Here is a 19614-nt window from a genome sequence, read left to right on the forward strand (position 1 = left end):
TTTCCCATGACCAACGGCTTGCCCGCAAATGCCCACGCCCTTGAAAACGGCCTGATCGAGATTGCCCGCAAGGCCGGTGCGGCGATCATGGAAATCTATAAAACCGATTTTGAAGTGCGATCCAAGGATGACGCATCGCCGGTCACCGAGGCCGACGAAGCCGCCGAAGCCATTATTCTGCCTGGCCTGCACGCCCTGACGCCCAATGTTAAAATCGTATCCGAAGAAAGTGCCGCGGCAGGCGATATTCCCGATGTATCAACGGAAACCGATTTTTTCTGGCTGGTAGACCCGCTGGACGGCACCAAGGAATTTATCAAACGCAATGGCGAATTTACCGTCAACATCGCGCTGATTGCCAAAGGTGTGCCGGTTATGGGGGTTGTTTATGCCCCGGCGCTGGAAAAGCTGTATTTCGGCGGGCCTGACGGTGCCAAGCTGATTGAAAACGATACCGACCCCAAAACCACCGCCATCACCGTGCGCCCGATGCCCAAAGATGGCATCGTCGTGGTGGGTTCACGCTCGCACGGCGACCCGGAAGCGATGAAAGCATTTTTGGGCGATTTGAAAGTGCGTGAAATGCGCCCGGCGGGAAGCTCGCTGAAACTGTGCCTGATCGCACAGGGCGAAGCCGACCTTTACCCGCGCCTGGGCCGCACCATGGAATGGGATATCGGGGCGGGCCACGCGGTTCTGGCCGCTGCCGGTGGCGTGGTTGAAAACATGGATGGCCGCCCGTTTGTTTATGGCAAGGGCGATTTTGCCAATCCCTATTTCGTCGCCCGCAGCCCGTCAGTACCGGTGACCTATCAAAACTAGATTTCAGGCGCGATTGCCCGTTATGGCAGAACCGCCGCGACCCTTAACAGCAGGATGGACATTGTTTCATCCTGCTGTTTTTTTTATCCGCGCCTTCCCCGCCTAGCATTGCCCTGCACAAGGACGCGGTGTTTTGGGCCCGTTATCAATATGATAAACCCGGCGCAATGCAACATTGCCAAAGCCATCGCTATGGCACACAAAACCCGCAGGAACCTTGACTTTTTTATAAACCGGGAATACTATAATGACATCGCCACACAACGTGTAGGTGACGTAAATAGCCGCCGGACTAACGGCGACGCGGTTCGGATCACTACCGCGGAGCGATACCGAACTATAGCGTAAAAGAGCCGCCATTTATTGGCGGCTCTGCGCTGTTTGCTCGAAAATTATACACGCCAATCTAAATGATTTGCAAACAAATGACGCCGAATTAACCAGCGACGAATGGCTCTTCCTGTGACAAAAAGGGTAACGTGAAAGTCCTCACGCTTCTATCCTTTGAACAAGCATCGTGCTTCAGATCATACAATCAATTACTTAGAGCATGTTTCCTTTAATAAGACCCATTCTGCCCGCGCATTTTGCCGCTCGGCAAGGAGAAGTCCGCAGGGCGTAACGGGGTTACGGACAAGGATTTCGACGTAGCCGAGCAGCAAAACGGGTCTTATTAAAGGAAACATGCTCTAAAATCTGCTCCATCACTATTCGGGTCACATCAAATACAAAAGTCGGTAGTGCGACCACCGCGCTTAGCGCAAGTGTTTTTAAAAACAGATCAAAATACTGCATTTGACGCTCTTCAGATGAAACATCTTCAGTTTCCCGCCAGAGTACCGACAAACTTTTGTAAATTCCTGTGAAAAAGAATGCCCTTTTTCTAATTGACATTCGTTCCAGCTTGTCATTGCGGGCCATCATCGCTAGGTATTTCAACAGATTGAAATTTTATCAATGGTGGTGCCATGTCCCCCGCCCTGACCATTCGTGTTTATTCCGAAGGTGCCCTGGCCCAGGCCGCTGGCAAATTACGTGCCGGTGAGCTGGTGGCTTTTCCTACCGAAACGGTTTACGGGCTCGGTGCCGATGCCACCAACAAGGATGCGGTGGCCGGTATTTTTGCCGCCAAACAGCGCCCGTCCTTTAACCCGCTGATCAGCCATTTCCCCGACCGCGACGCCGCCGCCCGCCACGCCGTGTTTGATGACCGCGCCGATAAACTGGCCGCGGCATTCTGGCCCGGTGCGCTATCGCTGGTGCTGCCCAAGCGCGATGACAGCACGATTTGCGACTTAACCACCGCGGGCTTGCCCAGCATTGCCGTGCGCGTACCGGCCCACGATATCGCCCGTGCCCTGTTGCGCGCAGCGGATCGCCCCATTGCCGCGCCATCTGCCAACCGGTCGGGCCGCATCAGCCCCACCACGGCGGGCCATGTGGCGGCATCGCTGGGCAATGCGGTTTCGATGATTCTGGATGGCGGACAGTGCGGTGTCGGCCTTGAAAGCACGGTGGTCGATTTAACCACCGACCGGGTGGTGCTGCTGCGCCCCGGCGGCATTACGGCAGAGCAAATAAGCGCGGTTCTGGGCTGTGATGTTGTGATGGCCGACACCGACGATGATGCCCCGAAATCGCCGGGCATGATGAGCAGCCACTATGCGCCGGGCCTGCCGGTGCGCCTTAACGCCACCACCCCTGATCGCACTATCGGCGATGAAGTTTTGCTGGCCTTTGGCCCCGATTGCGCCACAGGCGGGTTTGCCCAGGTTTTATGGCTGTCCAAATCCGGCGATGACCGCGAGGCGGCGGCCAACCTGTTTGCGGTGCTCCATCAGGCCGATCAATGCCGGGTCAAAGGCATTGCCATTTGCCCGATCCCCGATGACGGGCTGGGCATTGCCATTAACGACCGCATGAAACGCGCGGCCGCCCCGCGCGGCTAGGCTGAGGCGGAGGTTAAGCTGGTCCCAACCTCGGCCTGGCCCTGTCACCCGGTTAACATTGTTAATTTAATTTGGAACGCTTCATGCCCGCACCGCTTTCACCTGCCCCAACCGTTCCCGCCGAGCTGATCGCGGCCTTGCAAACCCTGCTCGGCCCCAAAGGCTGGAGCATGGATGCCAGCGTGTTGGAACAGCATAACCGCGAGGCCCGGGGCAAATTTACCGGGGCGGCGGATATTGTGCTTTATCCTGCCAGCACCGATGAAGTTGCCGCCTGCGTGCGCCTGTGCCACCGCGCAGCCATTGCGTTGGTGCCGCAAGGGGGCAATACCGGGCGCTGTGGCGGTGCCGTTGCCGATAACGGCCAAATCCTGATCAATCTGGGCCGCATGAACCAGATTATCAATACCGATGCCCGTGATTTCACCATGACCGTTCAGGCCGGGACAATCTTACACACCATTCAGCAAACGGCCGAAAACCACGACCTGTTGTTTCCGTTAAGTCTGGGCGCACAGGGCAGTTGCCAGATTGGCGGCAACCTTGCCACCAACGCCGGTGGGCTGAATGTTATTCGGTATGGCAATACCCGCGATCTGGTTTTGGGGCTTGAGGTGGTGTTGGCCGATGGCACAATCTGGAACGGCCTTTCCAAATTGCGCAAGGACAATACCGGCTATGATTTGCGTGATTTGTTTATCGGGTCCGAAGGCACCCTTGGCATTATCACCGCCTGCACCCTGAAACTGTTTCCCCGCCCGCGCCAGATTGCAACAGCGTGGGTTGCCCTTGAAAGTGTTGACGCGGCACTGGATTTGCTGGCACTGGCCCGGCGCGAAAGCGGAGATGCCATTGCCGCCTTTGAACTGATGAGCCAGTTTGCGCAGGATTTATGCATTCGCCATATTCAAAATTGCACCACCCCGCTGCAAACAGTCGCACCGTGGTATGCAATGATCGAAATTACCTCGTCGCGCCCGCATGACGATTTAACCACTGTGATGCATGGTCTGCTGGAACGTGCCCTTGAAAGCGGTTTCATCAGCGACGGTACAATTGCGCAATCCGAGGCACAACGCGCCAATTTATGGGCATTGCGTGAGGGTATCCCCCCCGCCCAAACCCGCGAGGGCGGCAGCATAAAACATGATGTTTCCGTGCCGGTGTCATCGGTTCCTGCCCTGATCGAACGGGGCATTGCCCAGGCATTAAAACGCATTCCCGGCATTCGTCCCTGCCCGTTTGGCCATGTTGGCGATGGCAACATCCATTTCAATTTCAGCCAGCCGGTCGACATGCCCCGCGAGGTCTTTTTGGCCCAGTGGGAAAATTTAAACCGCGATATCCACGATATTGTCGCCGATCTGGGCGGATCAATCAGCGCGGAACACGGCATTGGCCGTTTGAAGGTCGAGGAGCTGGCGCATTATGCCGACCCGGCGAAAATGCAGCTTTTAAAAGCGATAAAACAGGCGATTGATCCGCAAAACACGCTAAATCCCGGCAAAATCGTCAACCCGGCATAATACCAAACCTCATTGATCGAAACCGATCAATGAGGTCCTCAGTCGGCGGGCGGGCTTCTCTGAACCCCTTGCCTTTCGCGGCACAAGCCGCGCGGCGCCGTCGCGCCTAACCAGTTCCCCATGAGTCTTCCTCATAGAGAACTGGCATAAGCGCGCGGGTCGCGATATGCGTGGCACCAGTTTGCCCCAATCGATCAAACGAAAAGGGGTGCGACCGCATCGCACCCCTTTATAAATCAGATATTTAATCAGATGTCCGAACCGGTTATTTCGGGCCGTCCCAATCGTTTAAGGCATCGGTTTTCATCTGGCGGCGTTCTTCTGGCGAAAGTTTCCAGTTGTCACCAAAGGCGGCTGATTCCCATGAGCCATAGGTCGGGTTGGGCAGCATGAACCAGCGTTCACCCCAGTAATCGCTATATTCATCCATTTTGGCGATACGGCCTTTGACATCACCGCCCATGTCATCGACGAAATCGCCAAAGTTATCGCCAAACATCATGATAATACGATGATCGGCGGCAACCGCATCGCGGCGTGTGCCTTTGTCCGAACCCCATTCCTTCTTTTCGCCGCGCACCATTACGTGGTCGGCATCGGCATAGGGGAAGCCATATTTTTTAAGATTGGCAATGGTGGCGGCTTCTTCCGGGGCTTTGCGGTTGGTGACGTAATAAACAGCCACACCCTTGGCCGCAGCGGCCTTGGTCAATTCCAGCGCCCCCGGGGTCGGGGTCGACATTTCGGTATTTACAAATTCCGCCCAGGTTTTCGAGCTATAGGATGAATCCGCTGTTACCACCCATGACTGATAAGCCGAGTTATCAAGAACGGTTTCGTCAACATCAAGCACGATGGCCGGTGATTTGGACATATAATTGTCGCCCTGCTCAAGGGCTGCGGTCCAGCTATGGTCGCCAATGGCGGCACCAAGCAAACGCTGAGCGCCGGCATAAACAGATTTGGCGGTGGTTTTATATTCGACCGAGGTCTGATACCACAAAGCGGCATTCAGCCCGTCATTCGGTTTTGCGTCCTGTGCCTGAGCCGCAAAAGAGACCAAAGTGGCAAGTGCAGTGGCACCCGCCAGTTTCATAAATACGTTCATCTTATCATGCTCCCTGTTAACTGCCCGGCGGTTGACCGCTCGGTCAGGATTGCGACAGGATGCCATGTTGGTCGAACTTGAAAACCCCTTTTTTATCATTGGCCCGACATTCACCGCTAAATGCGCCATTTTCGCCACGGCCCGCCCCAAAACAAATTCGGCGCGATTATGCAAATCGCGCCAAAGCAGCACCCCGTCCGGGTTTATTTATAGAGTCGACCGTTTTTCAAACCCGGAAAGATCTTCAACAATCGGCACCGCTTGTTCATGAATACGTTCCACCCGCGCATTTTCCGGCCCTTGTTGTGCCGCACTTAACATGGACTGCACAACCGACGGCGCCCCGCAAAACACCGCCTCGACCGTGCCATCGGCACGGTTACGCACCCAGCCGGTCAAGCCGCGCTTGCGGGCCTGCTCAACCGTCCAGGCCCGATACCACACCCCTTGCACCCGGCCTTCTATCCGCACCAATACGGCAATGTCGCCGGTGCCGGTTACCGGGTCGGGGTCTGTCTGTGACATGGTAAACCTTCCTGATTGCCGAGCTGCACTGCCCGCATAGCATACGTGCCGGGCAGTTATCGCCCCACCTTATTTGGCGCCGGGAATATCGGCATGCAAATGGCTGTTTTCCTTAAAGATGCGTTTTTGCTCGTCACTGGCCGGGGCCTGATGATTGTCTTTCCATGCATCATAAGTCATGCCGTAAACCACTTCGCGGGCCTGATCATAATCCATGGTAACGTTATGGTCGCGCGCAGCCGCCAAATACCATTTCGCCAGGCAATTTCGGCAAAAACCGGCCAAATTCATCAGGTCGATATTTTGCACATCCTTGCGGTTTTGCAAATGACCGACCAGCCCGCGAAAGGCGGCGGCTTCAAGTTCCAGCCGGGTTTGCGCGTCAAGTTCGCTCGCAACACCGCCCCCGGTTGCGGCTTCGTCACTTAAATTCGATCCGGCACAATCAGACATTTTCCATCCTTTCGCCTGCACATTGTTTGCATAGTGATGTAATCAGTTCGGGCACCTGCGCAATATCGGCAGCTTCACAAAACAGGTCGTTATCAATTTCAATCTGGCCCACCATTTCATGAACCCAGGTAATTTCATAGGGCACATGAATGGCCGCCCCGCCGCATTCCAGCACCGGCAAAATATCGGATTTCATCGAATTGCCGATCATAACGGCTTCCGACGGCTCCACCCCGTAACGACCAAAAATGTTACGGTAGGTCAGCGGGTCTTTTTCCGAGACAATCTCAACCCCGGCAAACAGCTTTTCCAGACCAGACCGTTCGATTTTAAGCTGCTGGGCGATCAAATCACCCTTGGTAATCAGGATAAGTTTGCAATCCGCCCGGTCGGCAAAATGGCGCAGCACGGTCTTTGCCCCGTCAAGCAGGCGGGTCGGCGCACGCAGCATGGATTTGCCAATTTCGGCCAGTTCATGAATTTCGGCAGCACTGATCTTTTTGTCCGAAACCTCAATCGCGGTTTCGATCATCGACAGGGTAAAGCCGGTAATACCGTAACCATAGATCGACAGGTTTTCCAACTCGGCCTGATACAGCCGTTCATCAACCCTGTCGGCATCGCCATGATTTCCCAGCATTTCACGCAGGCGCACATGGGCATCGCGAAACAGCGGCTCGTTGTGCCAAAGGGTATCATCGCCATCAAAGGCAATCAGCTTGAACATTCACACTCTCTTGCATCGTTTCTTATAAAAAACGCCCGGTTGCCCGGCTATTTTCAGGACGCAGACCATATGCCACCGCCTGACACGGGTAAAGCCCCGCCCTTATGTATTTAATATGCGCAGGGAACTTCGCAAAGAGGCCATCGATAATCTGGTTCAGGGCATCGCTGGCAAGGATGCTCCGCGCCCGGTCACACCGTGCCGGTTAATCATCTGGCACCATAACGGCTTGTAGTTTTGTGCAACAAGTCCGGATGACTGTGTCTTTTACACAATCCTCGACCTACCTAACCCCGGATGCCATCGACCAGCCCAATGACATTGATGTTAATGAAGTTATCATTCGATCAACTGCGCGTGCGTTCTGATGGCTGACATACCACAACAACAAACAAAAACAGCGCCGAGGCATCTGATACCCGGCGCTGTTTATGTCAATCAGCAACATTCGTGATGCGGACAAACGGCCCCGATCAGGCGTCGTCTTTTTCAAACTCGATAATGATCGCATCGACCGAAAGGTTCGCCCCTTGCTCGGCATGGATGGTTTTAACCACTCCCTTGCTTTCGGCTTTCAGCACATTTTCCATTTTCATGGCTTCAAGAATGCACAATTCCTGACCGGGCTGCACGGTTTGCCCTTCCGCGACCGATACCTTGACCAGAAGGCCTGGCATCGGGGAGAGCAGGAAGTTGGACATATCGGGGGCGGCCTTGAACGGCATCAGTTTTTGCAACTCGGCAACTCGGGGGCGCAAAACCTTGATGCTGCGTTGAACACCATTGGCCGACAAGCGATAACCCGTGCCTTCAACATCAACCTGCACACAAACAGGTGTTCCATCAATCTCGCCCAAAAACAGGTCATCCCCGATTTTCCAGTTCGACGCGATGCCAAAACTGCGATCCTTAATCGCGACAATGTAATCGCCATTAACACCGTCAATTTCGATGTCAAACGCGGTATGGTCATCGCCGTTGATCGCAACCCAGCTTTCAGGGATCGGGGCTGCGTTTTCGCGCAACTGACCGGTAATGCCGCCATTGCGTTCTGCCAGACGCTGGTTGATATAGGCGGCCACCGTGATCAGGGTTTGCGGGTCGTCATTGGGCAAATCATCGGTGGAAAAACCGTCGGGATATTCTTCAGCAATGAAATTGGTGGTGATATTGCCATCCTGAAAGCGTTTATTGGCCATAACCGCAGCCAGAAACGGAATATTGTGCGAAATGCCGCGGATAAAATAGGCATCAAGCGCACTGCGCATATGATGAATGGCTTCATCGCGATCCGCACCATAGGTAACCAGCTTTGCCACCATCGGATCATAGAACATCGAAATTTCGCCGCCTTCAAACACGCCGGTATCAACCCGGACGGTGTCGGTTTCAACCGGTGGCTGATAACGCACCAGACGCCCGGTCGAGGGCAGAAATTCGCGAAACGGATCTTCGGCGTAAATGCGGGTTTCCATCGCCCAGCCGGTTAAGGTCACATCTTCCTGGCGCAGGGTGAGTTCCTCGCCAAATGCAATGCGGATCATCCATTCCACCAGATCCTGCTTGGTCACAAGTTCGGTCACCGGATGTTCGACCTGCAGGCGGGTATTCATTTCAAGGAAATAGAAGTTTTTGTCTTTATCGACAATAAACTCCACCGTCCCGGCCGAGCAATAATCCACCGCACGCGCCAGTGCCACCGCCTGTTCGCCCATGGCCTTGCGGGTTTCGGGGTCGATAAACGGCGACGGGGCTTCTTCAACCACTTTTTGATGGCGACGCTGGATCGAACATTCACGTTCGCCCAGATAAATCGCGTTGCCGTGTTTATCGGCCAGCACCTGAATTTCAATATGGCGGGGCTGCTCGACGAATTTTTCGATAAACACGCGATCATCGCCAAAGCTTGACGCGGCTTCGGAGGTTGCGCGTTCAAACCCCTCGCGGCATTCGGCATCGTTGCGCGCAATGCGCATGCCCTTGCCGCCCCCGCCCGCCGATGCCTTCAGCATCACCGGATAACCGACTTCGTTGGCGATTTTAACCGCTTCGTCCGTATCCTTGATCACGCCCATATGGCCCGGCACGGTGGAAACCCCGGCATCGGCGGCAATTTTTTTCGAGGTGATTTTATCGCCCATGGCACCAATGGCACCGGTTGGCGGGCCGATAAATTCAACATTGGCCTCGGCCAGCGCCTTGGCAAATTTTTGATTTTCCGACAGGAAACCATAACCGGGATGAACCGCCTCGGCCCCGGTTTGTTTGCAGGCATCGATGATTTTATCGATCAGCAAATAGGACTGGTTGGACGGGGCCGCCCCAATATGCACGGCTTCATCGGCCATTTGCACATGCAGGGCATTTTTATCGGCATCGGAATAAACAGCAACCGTGGCAATGCCCATTCTTCGTGCCGATTTAATCACACGGCAGGCAATTTCGCCACGGTTGGCAATCAGGATTTTCTTAAACATATCTGGATGCTCCGGGCTTACAGCGGGATATTGCCGTGTTTTTTAACGGGGTTCTTGATGTCCTTGTTGCGCAACATCGAAAGAGACTTGCACACCCGGCGGCGCGTGCCATGCGGCATAATGACATCATCGATATAGCCCTTGCGCCCGGCAACAAACGGGTTGGCAAATTTCTGGCGGTATTCCTCGGTCCGGGCTTCGATCTTGGCCGGGTCTTTCATGTCCGCCCGGAAAATAATTTCCACCGCGCCCTTTGCCCCCATCACGGCAATTTCGGCACTGGGCCAGGCATAATTCACATCGCCGCGCAAATGTTTGGACGCCATCACGTCATAAGCCCCACCATAAGCCTTGCGGGTAATGACCGTTACCTTGGGCACCGTTGCCTCGGCATAGGCATAAAGCAGCTTTGCACCGTGTTTAATAATCCCGCCCAGTTCCTGTGCTGTGCCCGGCATAAAGCCTGGCACATCAACAAAGGTGACAATCGGAATGTTATAGGCATCGCAAAAGCGCACAAAACGCGCGGCCTTTTTGGAACTGGCAATGTCAAGGCACCCGGCCAGAACCATTGGCTGGTTGGCAACAATGCCCACCGTTCGCCCATCCATACGTGCCATGCCGATGATGATGTTTTTGGCATAATCGGGCTGAATTTCATAAAAGTCGCCTTCATCCACGGTTTTGTGGATCAGCTCCTTCATGTCGTAAGGCATGTTGGGGTTTTCAGGCACCAGGGTATCAAGCGAGAAATCATCGCGATTAACCGGGTCTTCGCATTTGTGCGCAGGCGGCTGTTCCTTGTTTGATAACGGCAGAAAATCGATGAAACGCCGCGTTTGCAGCAATAAATCCACATCGTTTTCAAAGGCCAGATCGGCGACACCGGAAATGGCGGTGTGGGTGATCGCCCCGCCCAGTTCCTCGTGCGTGACTTCTTCGTGGGTAACGGTTTTAACCACGTCCGGCCCGGTCACGAACATATAGGAGCTGTCCTTGACCATAAAAATAAAGTCGGTCATGGCAGGGCTATAAACCGCCCCCCCGGCACAGGGCCCCATAATCAGCGATATTTGCGGAATAACGCCCGATGCCTCGACATTGCGTTGAAACACATCGGCGTACCCTGCCAGGCTTTCAACCCCTTCCTGAATACGGGCACCACCCGAATCATTCAGGCCAATCACGGGCGCGCCCACCTTCATCGCCTGATCCATGATCTTGCCAATTTTGCGCGCATGTGCCCCCGAAAGGGCACCGCCAAACACGGTAAAATCCTGACTGAACACAAACACCAGACGGCCATTAATCGTGCCATGACCGGTTACAACACCATCACCGGGAATGCGGTTTTCGGACATGCCGAAATCAACGCTATCATGTTCAACAAACATGTCCCATTCCTCGAAACTGTCTTCATCAAGCAGCACATCAAGGCGTTCACGCGCCGTGAGCTTGCCTTTTTCGTGCTGTTTGTCGATGCGTTTTTGCCCGCCGCCCATTGCGGCGTCGGCACGCATTTCTTCGAGTTTGGTGATGATTTCCTGCATGCTGGCTGATCCTTGTTTGTGGCCCGGCCGGAATTAAAACAGCTTCCCGCGGGATGCGGGCGCAAAATTGGAATACCATTATTCGGTACTGGAATGCCAATTATTTTTACACGGCATATTTTAATACCGCAATGGCGCAAACGCCTGAATTCCCTAACGTCAAAGGAAAATGCCAGATTTGGCCGAACTAAAGTCTACCCACATCAGAAGGGGCGCATATAACGCGAAAAGGCGAAAACAGGGCAATTTGGGCGTGTGAAACACCCGCCATTGCCCTGCCCTGTTGCCGTGTCGCCCATTCAAGGCCTAACAGGCCGCGATGGTGCGATAGGTGTTGCGCCCGCCTTTTTTGGCCAGATAAAGCGCGCGATCTGCCTTGCGATATAAATTATCGGCATCGCATTCGCAGCCCTTGCAATAGCTGATGCCAATACTGGCCCCGACGGTAATTTCGTTGCCGTCAATCATACGCGGGCGGCCGATTTCCTGAATGATGCGCGCGGCGGGAATTTGTGCTTCTTCGGGGTTGCCCATGGCGGGCAGTAAAATGGCAAATTCATCGCCGCCCAAACGGGCCACCACATCGGCATCGCGAAAGCGCGAGCGCAAAAAGTTGGCAATTTCGATCAGTAATTTATCGCCAACCGGGTGCCCATAGGTGTCATTGACCTGTTTGAACCAGTCCAGATCGAGCAGCAGCAACGCGACATTCTGGTTAATACGTTCGCTTAGCCGAATGGCCTGAGCAAGCCGGTCGTTAAACAGATGCCGGTTGGCAAGCCCGGTCAGCGGGTCGGTCAGGGCCATTTGGCGAATTTGTTCCTCGATCGCCTTGGACGGGGTGATGTCGCTGTGGGTTCCGGCCATACGCAAGGGTCTGCCATCGGCATCCCAGTCAAAAACCTTGCCGCGGTCCAGCACCCAGATCCAGTCGCCATTTTTGTGCCGCACCCGGCATTCGCACTGGAAATAGGTGCTACGACCTTCAAAATGTTCGGTCAGCAATTTATCGGAATTTTCCAGATCATCAGGATGGCACAAATTGCGCCAGCCCTGAATGCTGGGGGTGCCCAGTTCGGCCAGGGTATAACCGATAATTTCGGCCCAGCGTTCGTTAAAGCGGATGTCGCCAGTTTGAATATTCCATTCCCAGGTTCCGGCATTGGTTCCGCGAATAATTTCATCAAGGCGCTGGCGTTCCTCGACCAACTCCTTGTTGGCATCTTCAAGCTGATGGGCATATTGATTGCGCTGGGTCACATCGAAAATAATCGAATGCAGAAATTCGCGCCCATGAATTTTAATCGACCCGGAATTAACCTCGACATCGCGAATTTCGCCATTGGCCAGACGATGGTGAAAACTGAACCGGGCCGACCCCTGCTGCAAGGTCTGGTTTATCGCCGCATCAACGGTATCGTCGGACTGAACGTTAATCTCGCTTATTTTCAGTTGGCATATTTGCGCGTGGGTATAGCCGTAAAATGTCAATGCCGCCTGATTGGCATCGTGTATACGCCCGCTAAGCGGATCGATCAGCAATTTGATCGCCGGGTTATGCATAAACATTTGCCGGTAAATCGTTTCGCGTTCGGCCATTGCCTTTTCGACGGTGTAAACATCGCTGATATCGCAAAACGACGTGACGATGCTGTCAAATTCGCCAGTTACCGGGTGATATGCCGGTATGGCCTGCATCCGCACCCAACATGTGACCCCCGCGCCAATCTTGCGGCAAATACCAAGGATGGTAGCCTCAAATGGCTGCCCGGTGCGCGCAACAGTATTAACGGGATGGTCGGCAATACTGATCGACCCGCCAGCTTCGTCAACCAGCGCATAATTTTCACCCAGCGGGTGCCAGCCCTCAAACCGGGCCGGGTCTATATCAAATATTGTCGCCGCCGCCGCATTATGGCGGATAACCTTGCCTGCCAGATCATGGACCAGCACCCCTTCGGCAACATGGTCGAGGATAAATTCGGTGCGATTTTGCGGGGTTTGAACGGTTTCATAATCGCAGGAACCGCTGCCAAGCGCACGCATGCTGCCCATAACGCTACGGTGCCCTTCGGGGCCTGTATCGGTCACCATGGCATGGTCAAGCACATGCACCCACGTGCCATCATGACGGCGCAGGCGAAACTGGCGTATGATCGCCTGACTTGGCCAATCGGCAGGATCGCAGGTTGACCGCAAGCCGGCACAATCATCGGGATGAACAAAAACCCACCACCAGTTGGCCGATTTCAGCCGGATTTCACGGGCGGGAACCCCCAAAAGCCCTGCACAATTGGCACTGATGTAACTTGTCGCAGGATCTTCAAGGTCGATGCAGTAAATAACGCATGCCGTCGCGGCTGTGGCATTGTCATCGGCAATAATGCCCGCCGCAAAGCCGTCATCATGCGATTGGTCGGGCCTTCGCCCGCTATGATTGTGCGCATTCATGTTTTTGTTCTAATTGCTGCGTCCCCGGCACGGAACAAAATGTTCCGCAAGGTGCTGAGCGACACGTAATCATCGCTATACCCGGCTGGAACGGCTGCAACAATTTCCTTTTATTCTCGTTCCCTAATACGACAACAGTATAGGTATAAGAATGATTCCAGCAATTGATCTGGCTTAAATTTTCGCGGGAAAATGCGGTTTTTGCACGATTTTTACCAAATTGCGCACTTTTCGACCCTAGACCTGAATATAAACGATTGTATAGGCCGTCACTTTTAAAAGGTATGGGCGTGCAAAACCCGCCAGCGCCTTTAAAAGACACGCAAATCAGGCGAATCGAATAAACCTTGGCGCGCAGGCACGGCCACACGATGCCAAAGGGCAACGCGCCACACCTGCCCCTGCAACGTCACATCGTCAAAATGGGATGCTGTTTCACCGGTGTCGCTGGCCACAAAACACGCAGCCCGGCAATATCGGGCGCGGTTTTAACCCTGATACAGGTCGAGAAAGCGCCGGGCTGCAAGAATTTCATTACGCAGATTCTGGCGCTTTTCTTCGGCCTCGGCATCCGCGCCCCAGTTTTCGATGGCATAAATCTCATCAACCTGGGAAACGTCGAAGGCCTGTTTTGCATCGATATAACGATGTAAAACCGCCAGCCCGATAATAACCGACCCGCTTACCGTAATCAGGGTGTGAAGGGCGGCCAGTTCATGATCATCAAGCGGTTCGATCACATCTTGAACCGCCAGCAATGCAGTATCTTCCTGCGCAATGGGCATAACGCCATGCGTGACATTTAACGATACCGACAATTCGGTTTTCGCCCAGTCAAGCAAGGGCTGCCATTGTTCGTGCTGCTTACGCATCAAATCATCAGGATATTGCGCGCGGTAACATAAAAGGTCGCTGCGGCCATAGCCGGTTAATTCGGCAATCACAACGGCGCGGTTTGGGGCCACGCGGTCTATCGCGGTTGCGGCAAGCTGCATGATTGGCATGGTGGACGGCACAATATGCTCACCCTGCGCGTCCCATTCGGCGGCAATTGCCTCGGCCAGGGGCTGATTGCGCAGCACAAAATCGGCCTTGCCCGGGGTTTTTACCGCCCGTCCGTCAAGATGAATACGCCACCCTTGCCCGTTTTCGGCTGGGGCGGTCGCAACCTGTTTGTAAAACCGTTTGATTGATGCATTTGCCATAAGGGCGATATGCCCAAAACGGCAAAAAGACGCAAGCAGTTTGATGTGAAAAACGGCATTTGGTGCCGTTAATTACGTAAATTGCATATTTTTTACACAAAATTTTCCGTTGCCGTGTTTTTACCCATTCCAGCAAAAGGCCAAAGCCCGCCAAACCTGTGGTTCGGCAAAGATGGCGCGAATATGGCACGGCCCTTGCTGGTATCAGGCGGGTTTTGGGCTTGAGGCAACGAAACATGTCGCGAAACGCGACACAATCAGGAGACTTCGACAAATGGGTAAATTCGGATCACGGGTCGCGGCACTGACCCTTGGGGTCGCAGCACTGGTGGTGGTACATGCCGCCAAAGCAGATACGCCGATCAAATTTTCGCTCGACTGGAAATTTGAAGGCCATACCGCCCCTTATATTCTGGCCAAGAAAAAGGGCTATTTCTCCGACGAAGGGCTCGATGTCACGATTGATTCGGGCAATGGCTCGGTCGGGGCGATTACGCGGGTTGCCAGTGGCGCCTATGACATTTCCTTTGCCGATATCAATTCACTGGTCGAATTTAACGCAAGCCACCCCGACCAGGCCATGAAGTCGATTTTCATGGTGTATGACCGCCCGCCGTTTTCGTTGTTCATGCTGAAAAAAAGCGGCATCACCAAACCGGAAGATTTAAAGGGTAAAACCCTTGGCGCGCCGGTTTTTGATGCCTCGCGCAAGCTGTTCCCGGCTTTCGCCGAGGCCACCGGCCTGTCGATGGATGATGTTAAATGGGAAAGCATGGACCCGCCCCTGCGCGAACCAATGCTGGTGCGCGGTGATGTGGACGGCATTTCGGGCCACTATTTCACATCTGTTCTGAACCTTGAATCGCAGGGCATTAAAAAAGAAGACATGGTGGTCTTCAAATATGCCGATTACGGGTTGGATTTTTATGGCAACGGCATTTTGGCCTCGCGCGATATGATGGAAAACCATGGCGACGAACTGCGTGGTTTCTTGCGGGCCGTAGTTAAAGGCTGGCGCGATGCGATTGCCAACCCCGCAGAAGCCATTGCGGCCTTAAAAGAAGTTGATCCGTTAATTGACACCAAACTTGAAACCGAACGCCTGAACATGGTGATCGAGGACAATGTCGTTACCGACGAAGTTCTGGCACATGGCATGGGCCCGATTTCAACCGACCGCATGGCCAAAGCGATTGATCAGGTCAGCCTGGCTTTTGGCATCCAAAACCCGCCCAAAGTGGCCGATATTTTCACCAGCATTTACATGCCGGGCGAAAAAGACCGCAAAATTAAATAAGCAAAACCGTACGCACACAAGCAGGGAGAATAAAGCTGTGTCCAACAGTTTTGTCGAATTGAGCAATGTCAGATTACGCTATAGCGAAGGCGATGATCTCGCACTTGATACGACGGATATGAAAATCCGCAAGGGCGAGTTTGTCGCCGTTGTCGGACCCTCGGGATGTGGTAAATCCTCCCTGCTTAAACTTGTTTCAGGGCTGATGCCGCCCAGCGACGGCACCGTCATTGTTGATGGCCACGAAGTGGCGGGGCCGTTAAAAATTGTCGGTATGGCGTTTCAAAACCCCACCCTTCTACCGTGGCGCACCACGCTTGATAACGTGTTGCTGCCGCTTGAAATTGTAAAACCGCATCGCAACCGCCTGCGCCAACACAAGGCCGAATATGTTGCGCGCGCCAAGGCGTTATTGGCCACCGTGGGGCTTGCGGGATACGAAGACAAATTCCCGTGGGAGCTTTCCGGCGGGATGCAACAGCGCGCGTCCCTGTGCCGGGCATTGATCCACGAGCCGGACCTTTTAATGCTCGACGAGCCGTTTGCCGCGCTCGATGCCTTCACCCGCGAGGAACTGTGGGACATTTTGCAAAACCTTTGGATGGTGCGGCCTTTTACCGTCATGCTGGTAACGCATGATTTGCGCGAGGCGGCCTATCTGGCAGACACGGTTTATGTGATGTCCAAGCGGCCCGGACGCATCCTGGTAGCACGCGACAACACGCTGCCCCGCCCGCGTGATCAGGAAACCACCTTTACCCAGCCCTTTATCGATCTGGTCCATGAATTGCGCAGTCACATTCGTGATGTGCGTGCCGCCTAACCGCCTTTGTCAGGAAATTTGTCATGACCAAAAGAACCAACCTGAGCAAGGCATCCCCGTGGATCAGTGCGGCTGTGCTGTTTTTATTGTGGGAAGGCATCGTGCGGCTTTTTCATATTCCGGTTTATGTGTTGCCCACACCGTCGGCCAGCCTTGAAGCCGCATGGCAATATCGCGATGCGATCTGGATGCACGCAACCCACACGCTTTACACAACCCTGTTCGGCTTTGCAATTGCCGTGGCTTTCGGCGTGGTTCTGGGCGCGCTTGTGGGGTCTAGCAAGGCGATTTACATTGCCGCCAACCCGTTACTGGTCGGCTTTAATTCGGTCCCCAAGGTGGCACTGGTGCCGGTTTTCGTGATGTGGTTTGGCATTGGCACCGTGCCCGCCATCATTACTGCCTTTATCATTTCGTTTTTCCCGATTGTGGTCAATGTTGCCACCGGCCTTGCCACACTGGAACCCGAATTACGCGATGTCTTGCGATCCCTTGGGGCAACGCGCACCGATATTTTATTCAAGGTCGGCTTTCCCCGTGCCCTGCCCTATTTCTTTGCATCGCTTAAGGTCGCGGTGACGCTGGCCTTTGTCGGCTCGGTCATTTCTGAAACCGTGGCATCGAATGTTGGCGTCGGGTATTTGATGCTGGCCGCATCATCCAAATTCAACATGCCGCTGGTGTTTGCCGGTTTGCTGGTGATCGCGGTAATGGGCATTGTGATGTATGAATTTTTCAACATCATCGAACGCCGGTCCACCAAATGGGCCAACCGCGCTAACCCGGACGGGTAAATTTTCGACAGTTGATCCAAACAAAAATGGCCGGGCCACGAGGAATCGCCCGGCCATTTTGTGAATGCGGCGACTTGATCAGCCAAGTTTTTCAGTAAAAAAGTTCATGGTGCGTTGCCAGGCCAATGTGGCATCGGCATCGTCATATCGGCCACCGGTGGGGTTGGCAAAAGCGTGGTTGGCTTCGTACCAGAAAATCTGATATTCGGTTTTTCCGGCGGCTTTCAGCGACTTTTCAAAGCCATCCACCATCGATTTATTAATGTTTTGATCCAGCGTGCCAAAATGCCCCATCACCGGCGCATTCAGCGATGCCAGTTGCTGCGGTGTTTTGGCAACATTGCCATAATAAATAACACAGGCATCAACATCGGTTGCCAGTGCCGTGTTCAGCGACCAGCCGCCACCAAAACACCAGCCAACCACACCCACCTTACCCGTGCAGTCCTTGTGGTCTTTTAAATAGGCCACAGATGCCTTTAGCTTTGACGTTGCCGCAACACTGTCAACAGACGCCATCAGTTCCTTGGCCCCGTTTGCCGTGGTTGCTGCGGGTTTTCCATACAGGTCAACCGCCAGTGCGATATAACCCTGCTGGGCATATTCCGCCGCCGTGGCGCGGATCTGATCATTCAGGCCCCACCATTCGTGGATCATCACAACGGCAGATGCCGGTAACTTTGCCGGTAAAATAACCTCCGCCATCATGGTTTCGCCAGTTGGCGCAGTAATGGTGACCTTTTTCAGGGTTGATGCCGCCGCATGCGCCAAAACCGGGTCCGCCAGCACAACAGCAAGCGGCAAAACGGCCAGCCCTTTTAAAAACAGGCGTCGTTCCTGATCGGTTGCCTTGGGCGGCGGCCCCAAATGATCATGTGACCCACATCCATCAAGCGTACACATCCAAGCCTCCTGTTTGTTGTTTTCCAACAATACCTGCCGGGGCGATGCCGCACCGCGCAGATATTGTTAAGCTTTCCCGGCAAAAGCCGTTTACGGGAAAAAGGGTTCCGCAACCGCCGCAAAATGGCAAATCACAGTCCTGTCATGGAAAAACCGGTTATTGGGGCCATCGGCATGAAAACGCCGATTTTTCGCCATTTATCAAAGAAAATCGGCCCCGAGGGGGCGCGAGGCCACCGTGATCTGGTTCACCTTTTGCGCCGCCTTGCCATGCCACGTTGTTGTAAAAACGCAGCAAAAGGCAGGCGGTGATCACATCGCAACTTTAAATCATCGGTGAACTTGCCTAGTCTGCAGGTCGCAAAATTAAAATCACGGCAGGAACAAATGCAGGAAATTGAAACGGTATTGTTTGATCTGGGCGGTGTGCTGGTAAATTGGGACCCGCGCCACCTTTATCGCAAGATTTTCACCGATAGCAGCGAGATGGAATATTTTCTGGCCGAAATATGCCACCCGCACTGGAACTTCCTGCATGACAAGGCCGCACTGGAATTTGAAAATTCCATCCCCGACCTGCAACATCGCCACCCGAAATACCATGACCAGATTGCCGCCTGGCGCGACCGCTGGCCCGAAATGCTGGCCGGGTCCATTGGCGGCACCGAACGGGTACTCGAAGACCTGAAACACCAAAACAAGGTCCGGCTTTATGCCCTGACCAACTGGTCTCACCAGACATGGCCACATGCCTTGGCGAAATTTCCCTTTTTGCAAAATTTTGAGGGGATTTTGGTATCGGGCCAGGAAAAACTGGCAAAACCGGACCCGCGCATTTTTGATCTCGCTGCCAGCCGGTTCGGGTTTGATCCCAAAACCACGTTATTTATTGACGATGTTGAAAAGAACATTCAACAAGCCCGCGAAATGGGCTTTGCCACCCACTGGTTTCGCGACCCGGCCAAGCTGCGCAAGGATTTGATGGATCGGGGCATTCTGTAAGC

Annotated in this window: 18 protein-coding genes; 7 read left to right on the top strand and 11 right to left on the bottom strand. The window is 54.0% G+C overall.

The genetic code is table 11. The annotated features are described in order from the left end of the window. Positions 1–6 precede the first annotated feature (6 nt). Entirely contained in the window at positions 7–822 is an 816-nt protein-coding gene (gene cysQ / locus TMES_RS17730; RefSeq protein ID WP_085585011.1) for a 3'(2'),5'-bisphosphate nucleotidase CysQ, read from the top strand. 102 nt (positions 823–924) lie between these two features. Here cysQ and TMES_RS22680 read toward each other — a convergent pair whose 3' ends face one another. Beyond that, on the bottom strand, positions 925–1182 hold the full coding sequence (locus tag TMES_RS22680; protein WP_143589714.1) for a hypothetical protein: 258 nt from the start codon (positions 1180–1182) through the stop codon (positions 925–927). Positions 1183–1449: 267 nt separating this feature from the next. Then, entirely contained in the window at positions 1450–1746 is a 297-nt protein-coding gene (locus tag TMES_RS22685; protein ID WP_143589715.1) for a hypothetical protein, read from the bottom strand. Positions 1747–1790: 44 nt separating this feature from the next. Between TMES_RS22685 and TMES_RS17740 the strand changes: the two genes are divergently transcribed. Both TMES_RS17740 and TMES_RS17745 read left to right on the top strand, forming a co-directional pair. After that, complete coding sequence (locus TMES_RS17740; RefSeq protein ID WP_211275950.1) at positions 1791–2771, top strand: L-threonylcarbamoyladenylate synthase; 981 nt, start codon at positions 1791–1793, stop codon at positions 2769–2771. An 83-nt stretch (positions 2772–2854) separates the two neighbouring features. After that, complete coding sequence (locus TMES_RS17745; protein WP_085585014.1) at positions 2855–4297, top strand: FAD-binding oxidoreductase; 1443 nt, start codon at positions 2855–2857, stop codon at positions 4295–4297. A 265-nt stretch (positions 4298–4562) separates the two neighbouring features. Here the strand turns inward: TMES_RS17745 and TMES_RS17750 are convergent, their stop codons facing one another. The 8 genes from TMES_RS17750 to TMES_RS17785 all read right to left on the bottom strand — a co-directional run bounded on the left by TMES_RS17750 (position 4563) and on the right by TMES_RS17785 (position 14793). Then, on the bottom strand, positions 4563–5405 hold the full coding sequence (locus TMES_RS17750; protein ID WP_085585130.1) for a 5'-nucleotidase, lipoprotein e(P4) family: 843 nt from the start codon (positions 5403–5405) through the stop codon (positions 4563–4565). Between the two features lie 207 nt (positions 5406–5612). After that, on the bottom strand, positions 5613–5930 hold the full coding sequence (locus TMES_RS17755; protein WP_085585016.1) for an acylphosphatase: 318 nt from the start codon (positions 5928–5930) through the stop codon (positions 5613–5615). Positions 5931–5999: 69 nt separating this feature from the next. Then, complete coding sequence (locus tag TMES_RS17760; RefSeq protein ID WP_085585018.1) at positions 6000–6383, bottom strand: DUF1244 domain-containing protein; 384 nt, start codon at positions 6381–6383, stop codon at positions 6000–6002. Then, positions 6376–7110: an HAD family hydrolase gene (locus TMES_RS17765; RefSeq protein WP_085585020.1), complete on the bottom strand. Its 735-nt coding sequence runs from the start codon at positions 7108–7110 to the stop codon at positions 6376–6378. Before TMES_RS17765 ends, TMES_RS17760 begins: the two co-directional genes overlap by 8 nt. 473 nt (positions 7111–7583) lie before the next feature. Continuing rightward, on the bottom strand, positions 7584–9587 hold the full coding sequence (gene accC, locus TMES_RS17770) for an acetyl-CoA carboxylase biotin carboxylase subunit (protein WP_085585022.1): 2004 nt from the start codon (positions 9585–9587) through the stop codon (positions 7584–7586). 17 nt (positions 9588–9604) lie between these two features. Then, on the bottom strand, positions 9605–11137 hold the full coding sequence (locus TMES_RS17775; protein ID WP_085585023.1) for an acyl-CoA carboxylase subunit beta: 1533 nt from the start codon (positions 11135–11137) through the stop codon (positions 9605–9607). Positions 11138–11443: 306 nt separating this feature from the next. Next, entirely contained in the window at positions 11444–13588 is a 2145-nt protein-coding gene (locus TMES_RS17780; protein ID WP_085585025.1) for a diguanylate cyclase domain-containing protein, read from the bottom strand. Between the two features lie 488 nt (positions 13589–14076). Beyond that, positions 14077–14793 (bottom strand): ATP12 family chaperone protein, encoded by a 717-nt coding sequence (locus TMES_RS17785; RefSeq protein ID WP_085585027.1) that lies wholly within the window; start codon positions 14791–14793, stop codon positions 14077–14079. A gap of 274 nt (positions 14794–15067) precedes the next feature. Between TMES_RS17785 and TMES_RS17790 the strand changes: the two genes are divergently transcribed. From TMES_RS17790 to TMES_RS17800, 3 genes are read left to right on the top strand one after another with little or no spacing between them, the layout of a single operon-like run. Continuing rightward, positions 15068–16090: an ABC transporter substrate-binding protein gene (locus TMES_RS17790; RefSeq protein ID WP_085585029.1), complete on the top strand. Its 1023-nt coding sequence runs from the start codon at positions 15068–15070 to the stop codon at positions 16088–16090. 37 nt (positions 16091–16127) lie between these two features. Continuing rightward, positions 16128–16913, top strand: coding sequence for an ABC transporter ATP-binding protein (locus TMES_RS17795; RefSeq protein ID WP_085585031.1), 786 nt, complete (start codon positions 16128–16130; stop codon positions 16911–16913). A 23-nt stretch (positions 16914–16936) separates the two neighbouring features. Next, a complete protein-coding gene (locus TMES_RS17800) occupies positions 16937–17707 on the top strand; it encodes an ABC transporter permease (RefSeq protein WP_085585033.1) in 771 nt (256 codons plus the stop codon). A gap of 78 nt (positions 17708–17785) precedes the next feature. On the opposite strand, the gene TMES_RS17805 is transcribed toward TMES_RS17800, so the two are convergent. After that, complete coding sequence (locus TMES_RS17805) at positions 17786–18610, bottom strand: dienelactone hydrolase family protein (protein ID WP_085585035.1); 825 nt, start codon at positions 18608–18610, stop codon at positions 17786–17788. 387 nt (positions 18611–18997) lie between these two features. Between TMES_RS17805 and TMES_RS17815 the strand changes: the two genes are divergently transcribed. After that, positions 18998–19612, top strand: a complete 615-nt coding sequence (locus TMES_RS17815) for an HAD family hydrolase (RefSeq protein WP_085585039.1) — start codon at positions 18998–19000, stop codon at positions 19610–19612. The last annotated feature ends 2 nt before the right edge of the window (positions 19613–19614 follow it).

The organism is Thalassospira mesophila, assembly GCF_002115755.1.
Lineage (GTDB): Bacteria > Pseudomonadota > Alphaproteobacteria > Rhodospirillales > Thalassospiraceae > Thalassospira > Thalassospira mesophila.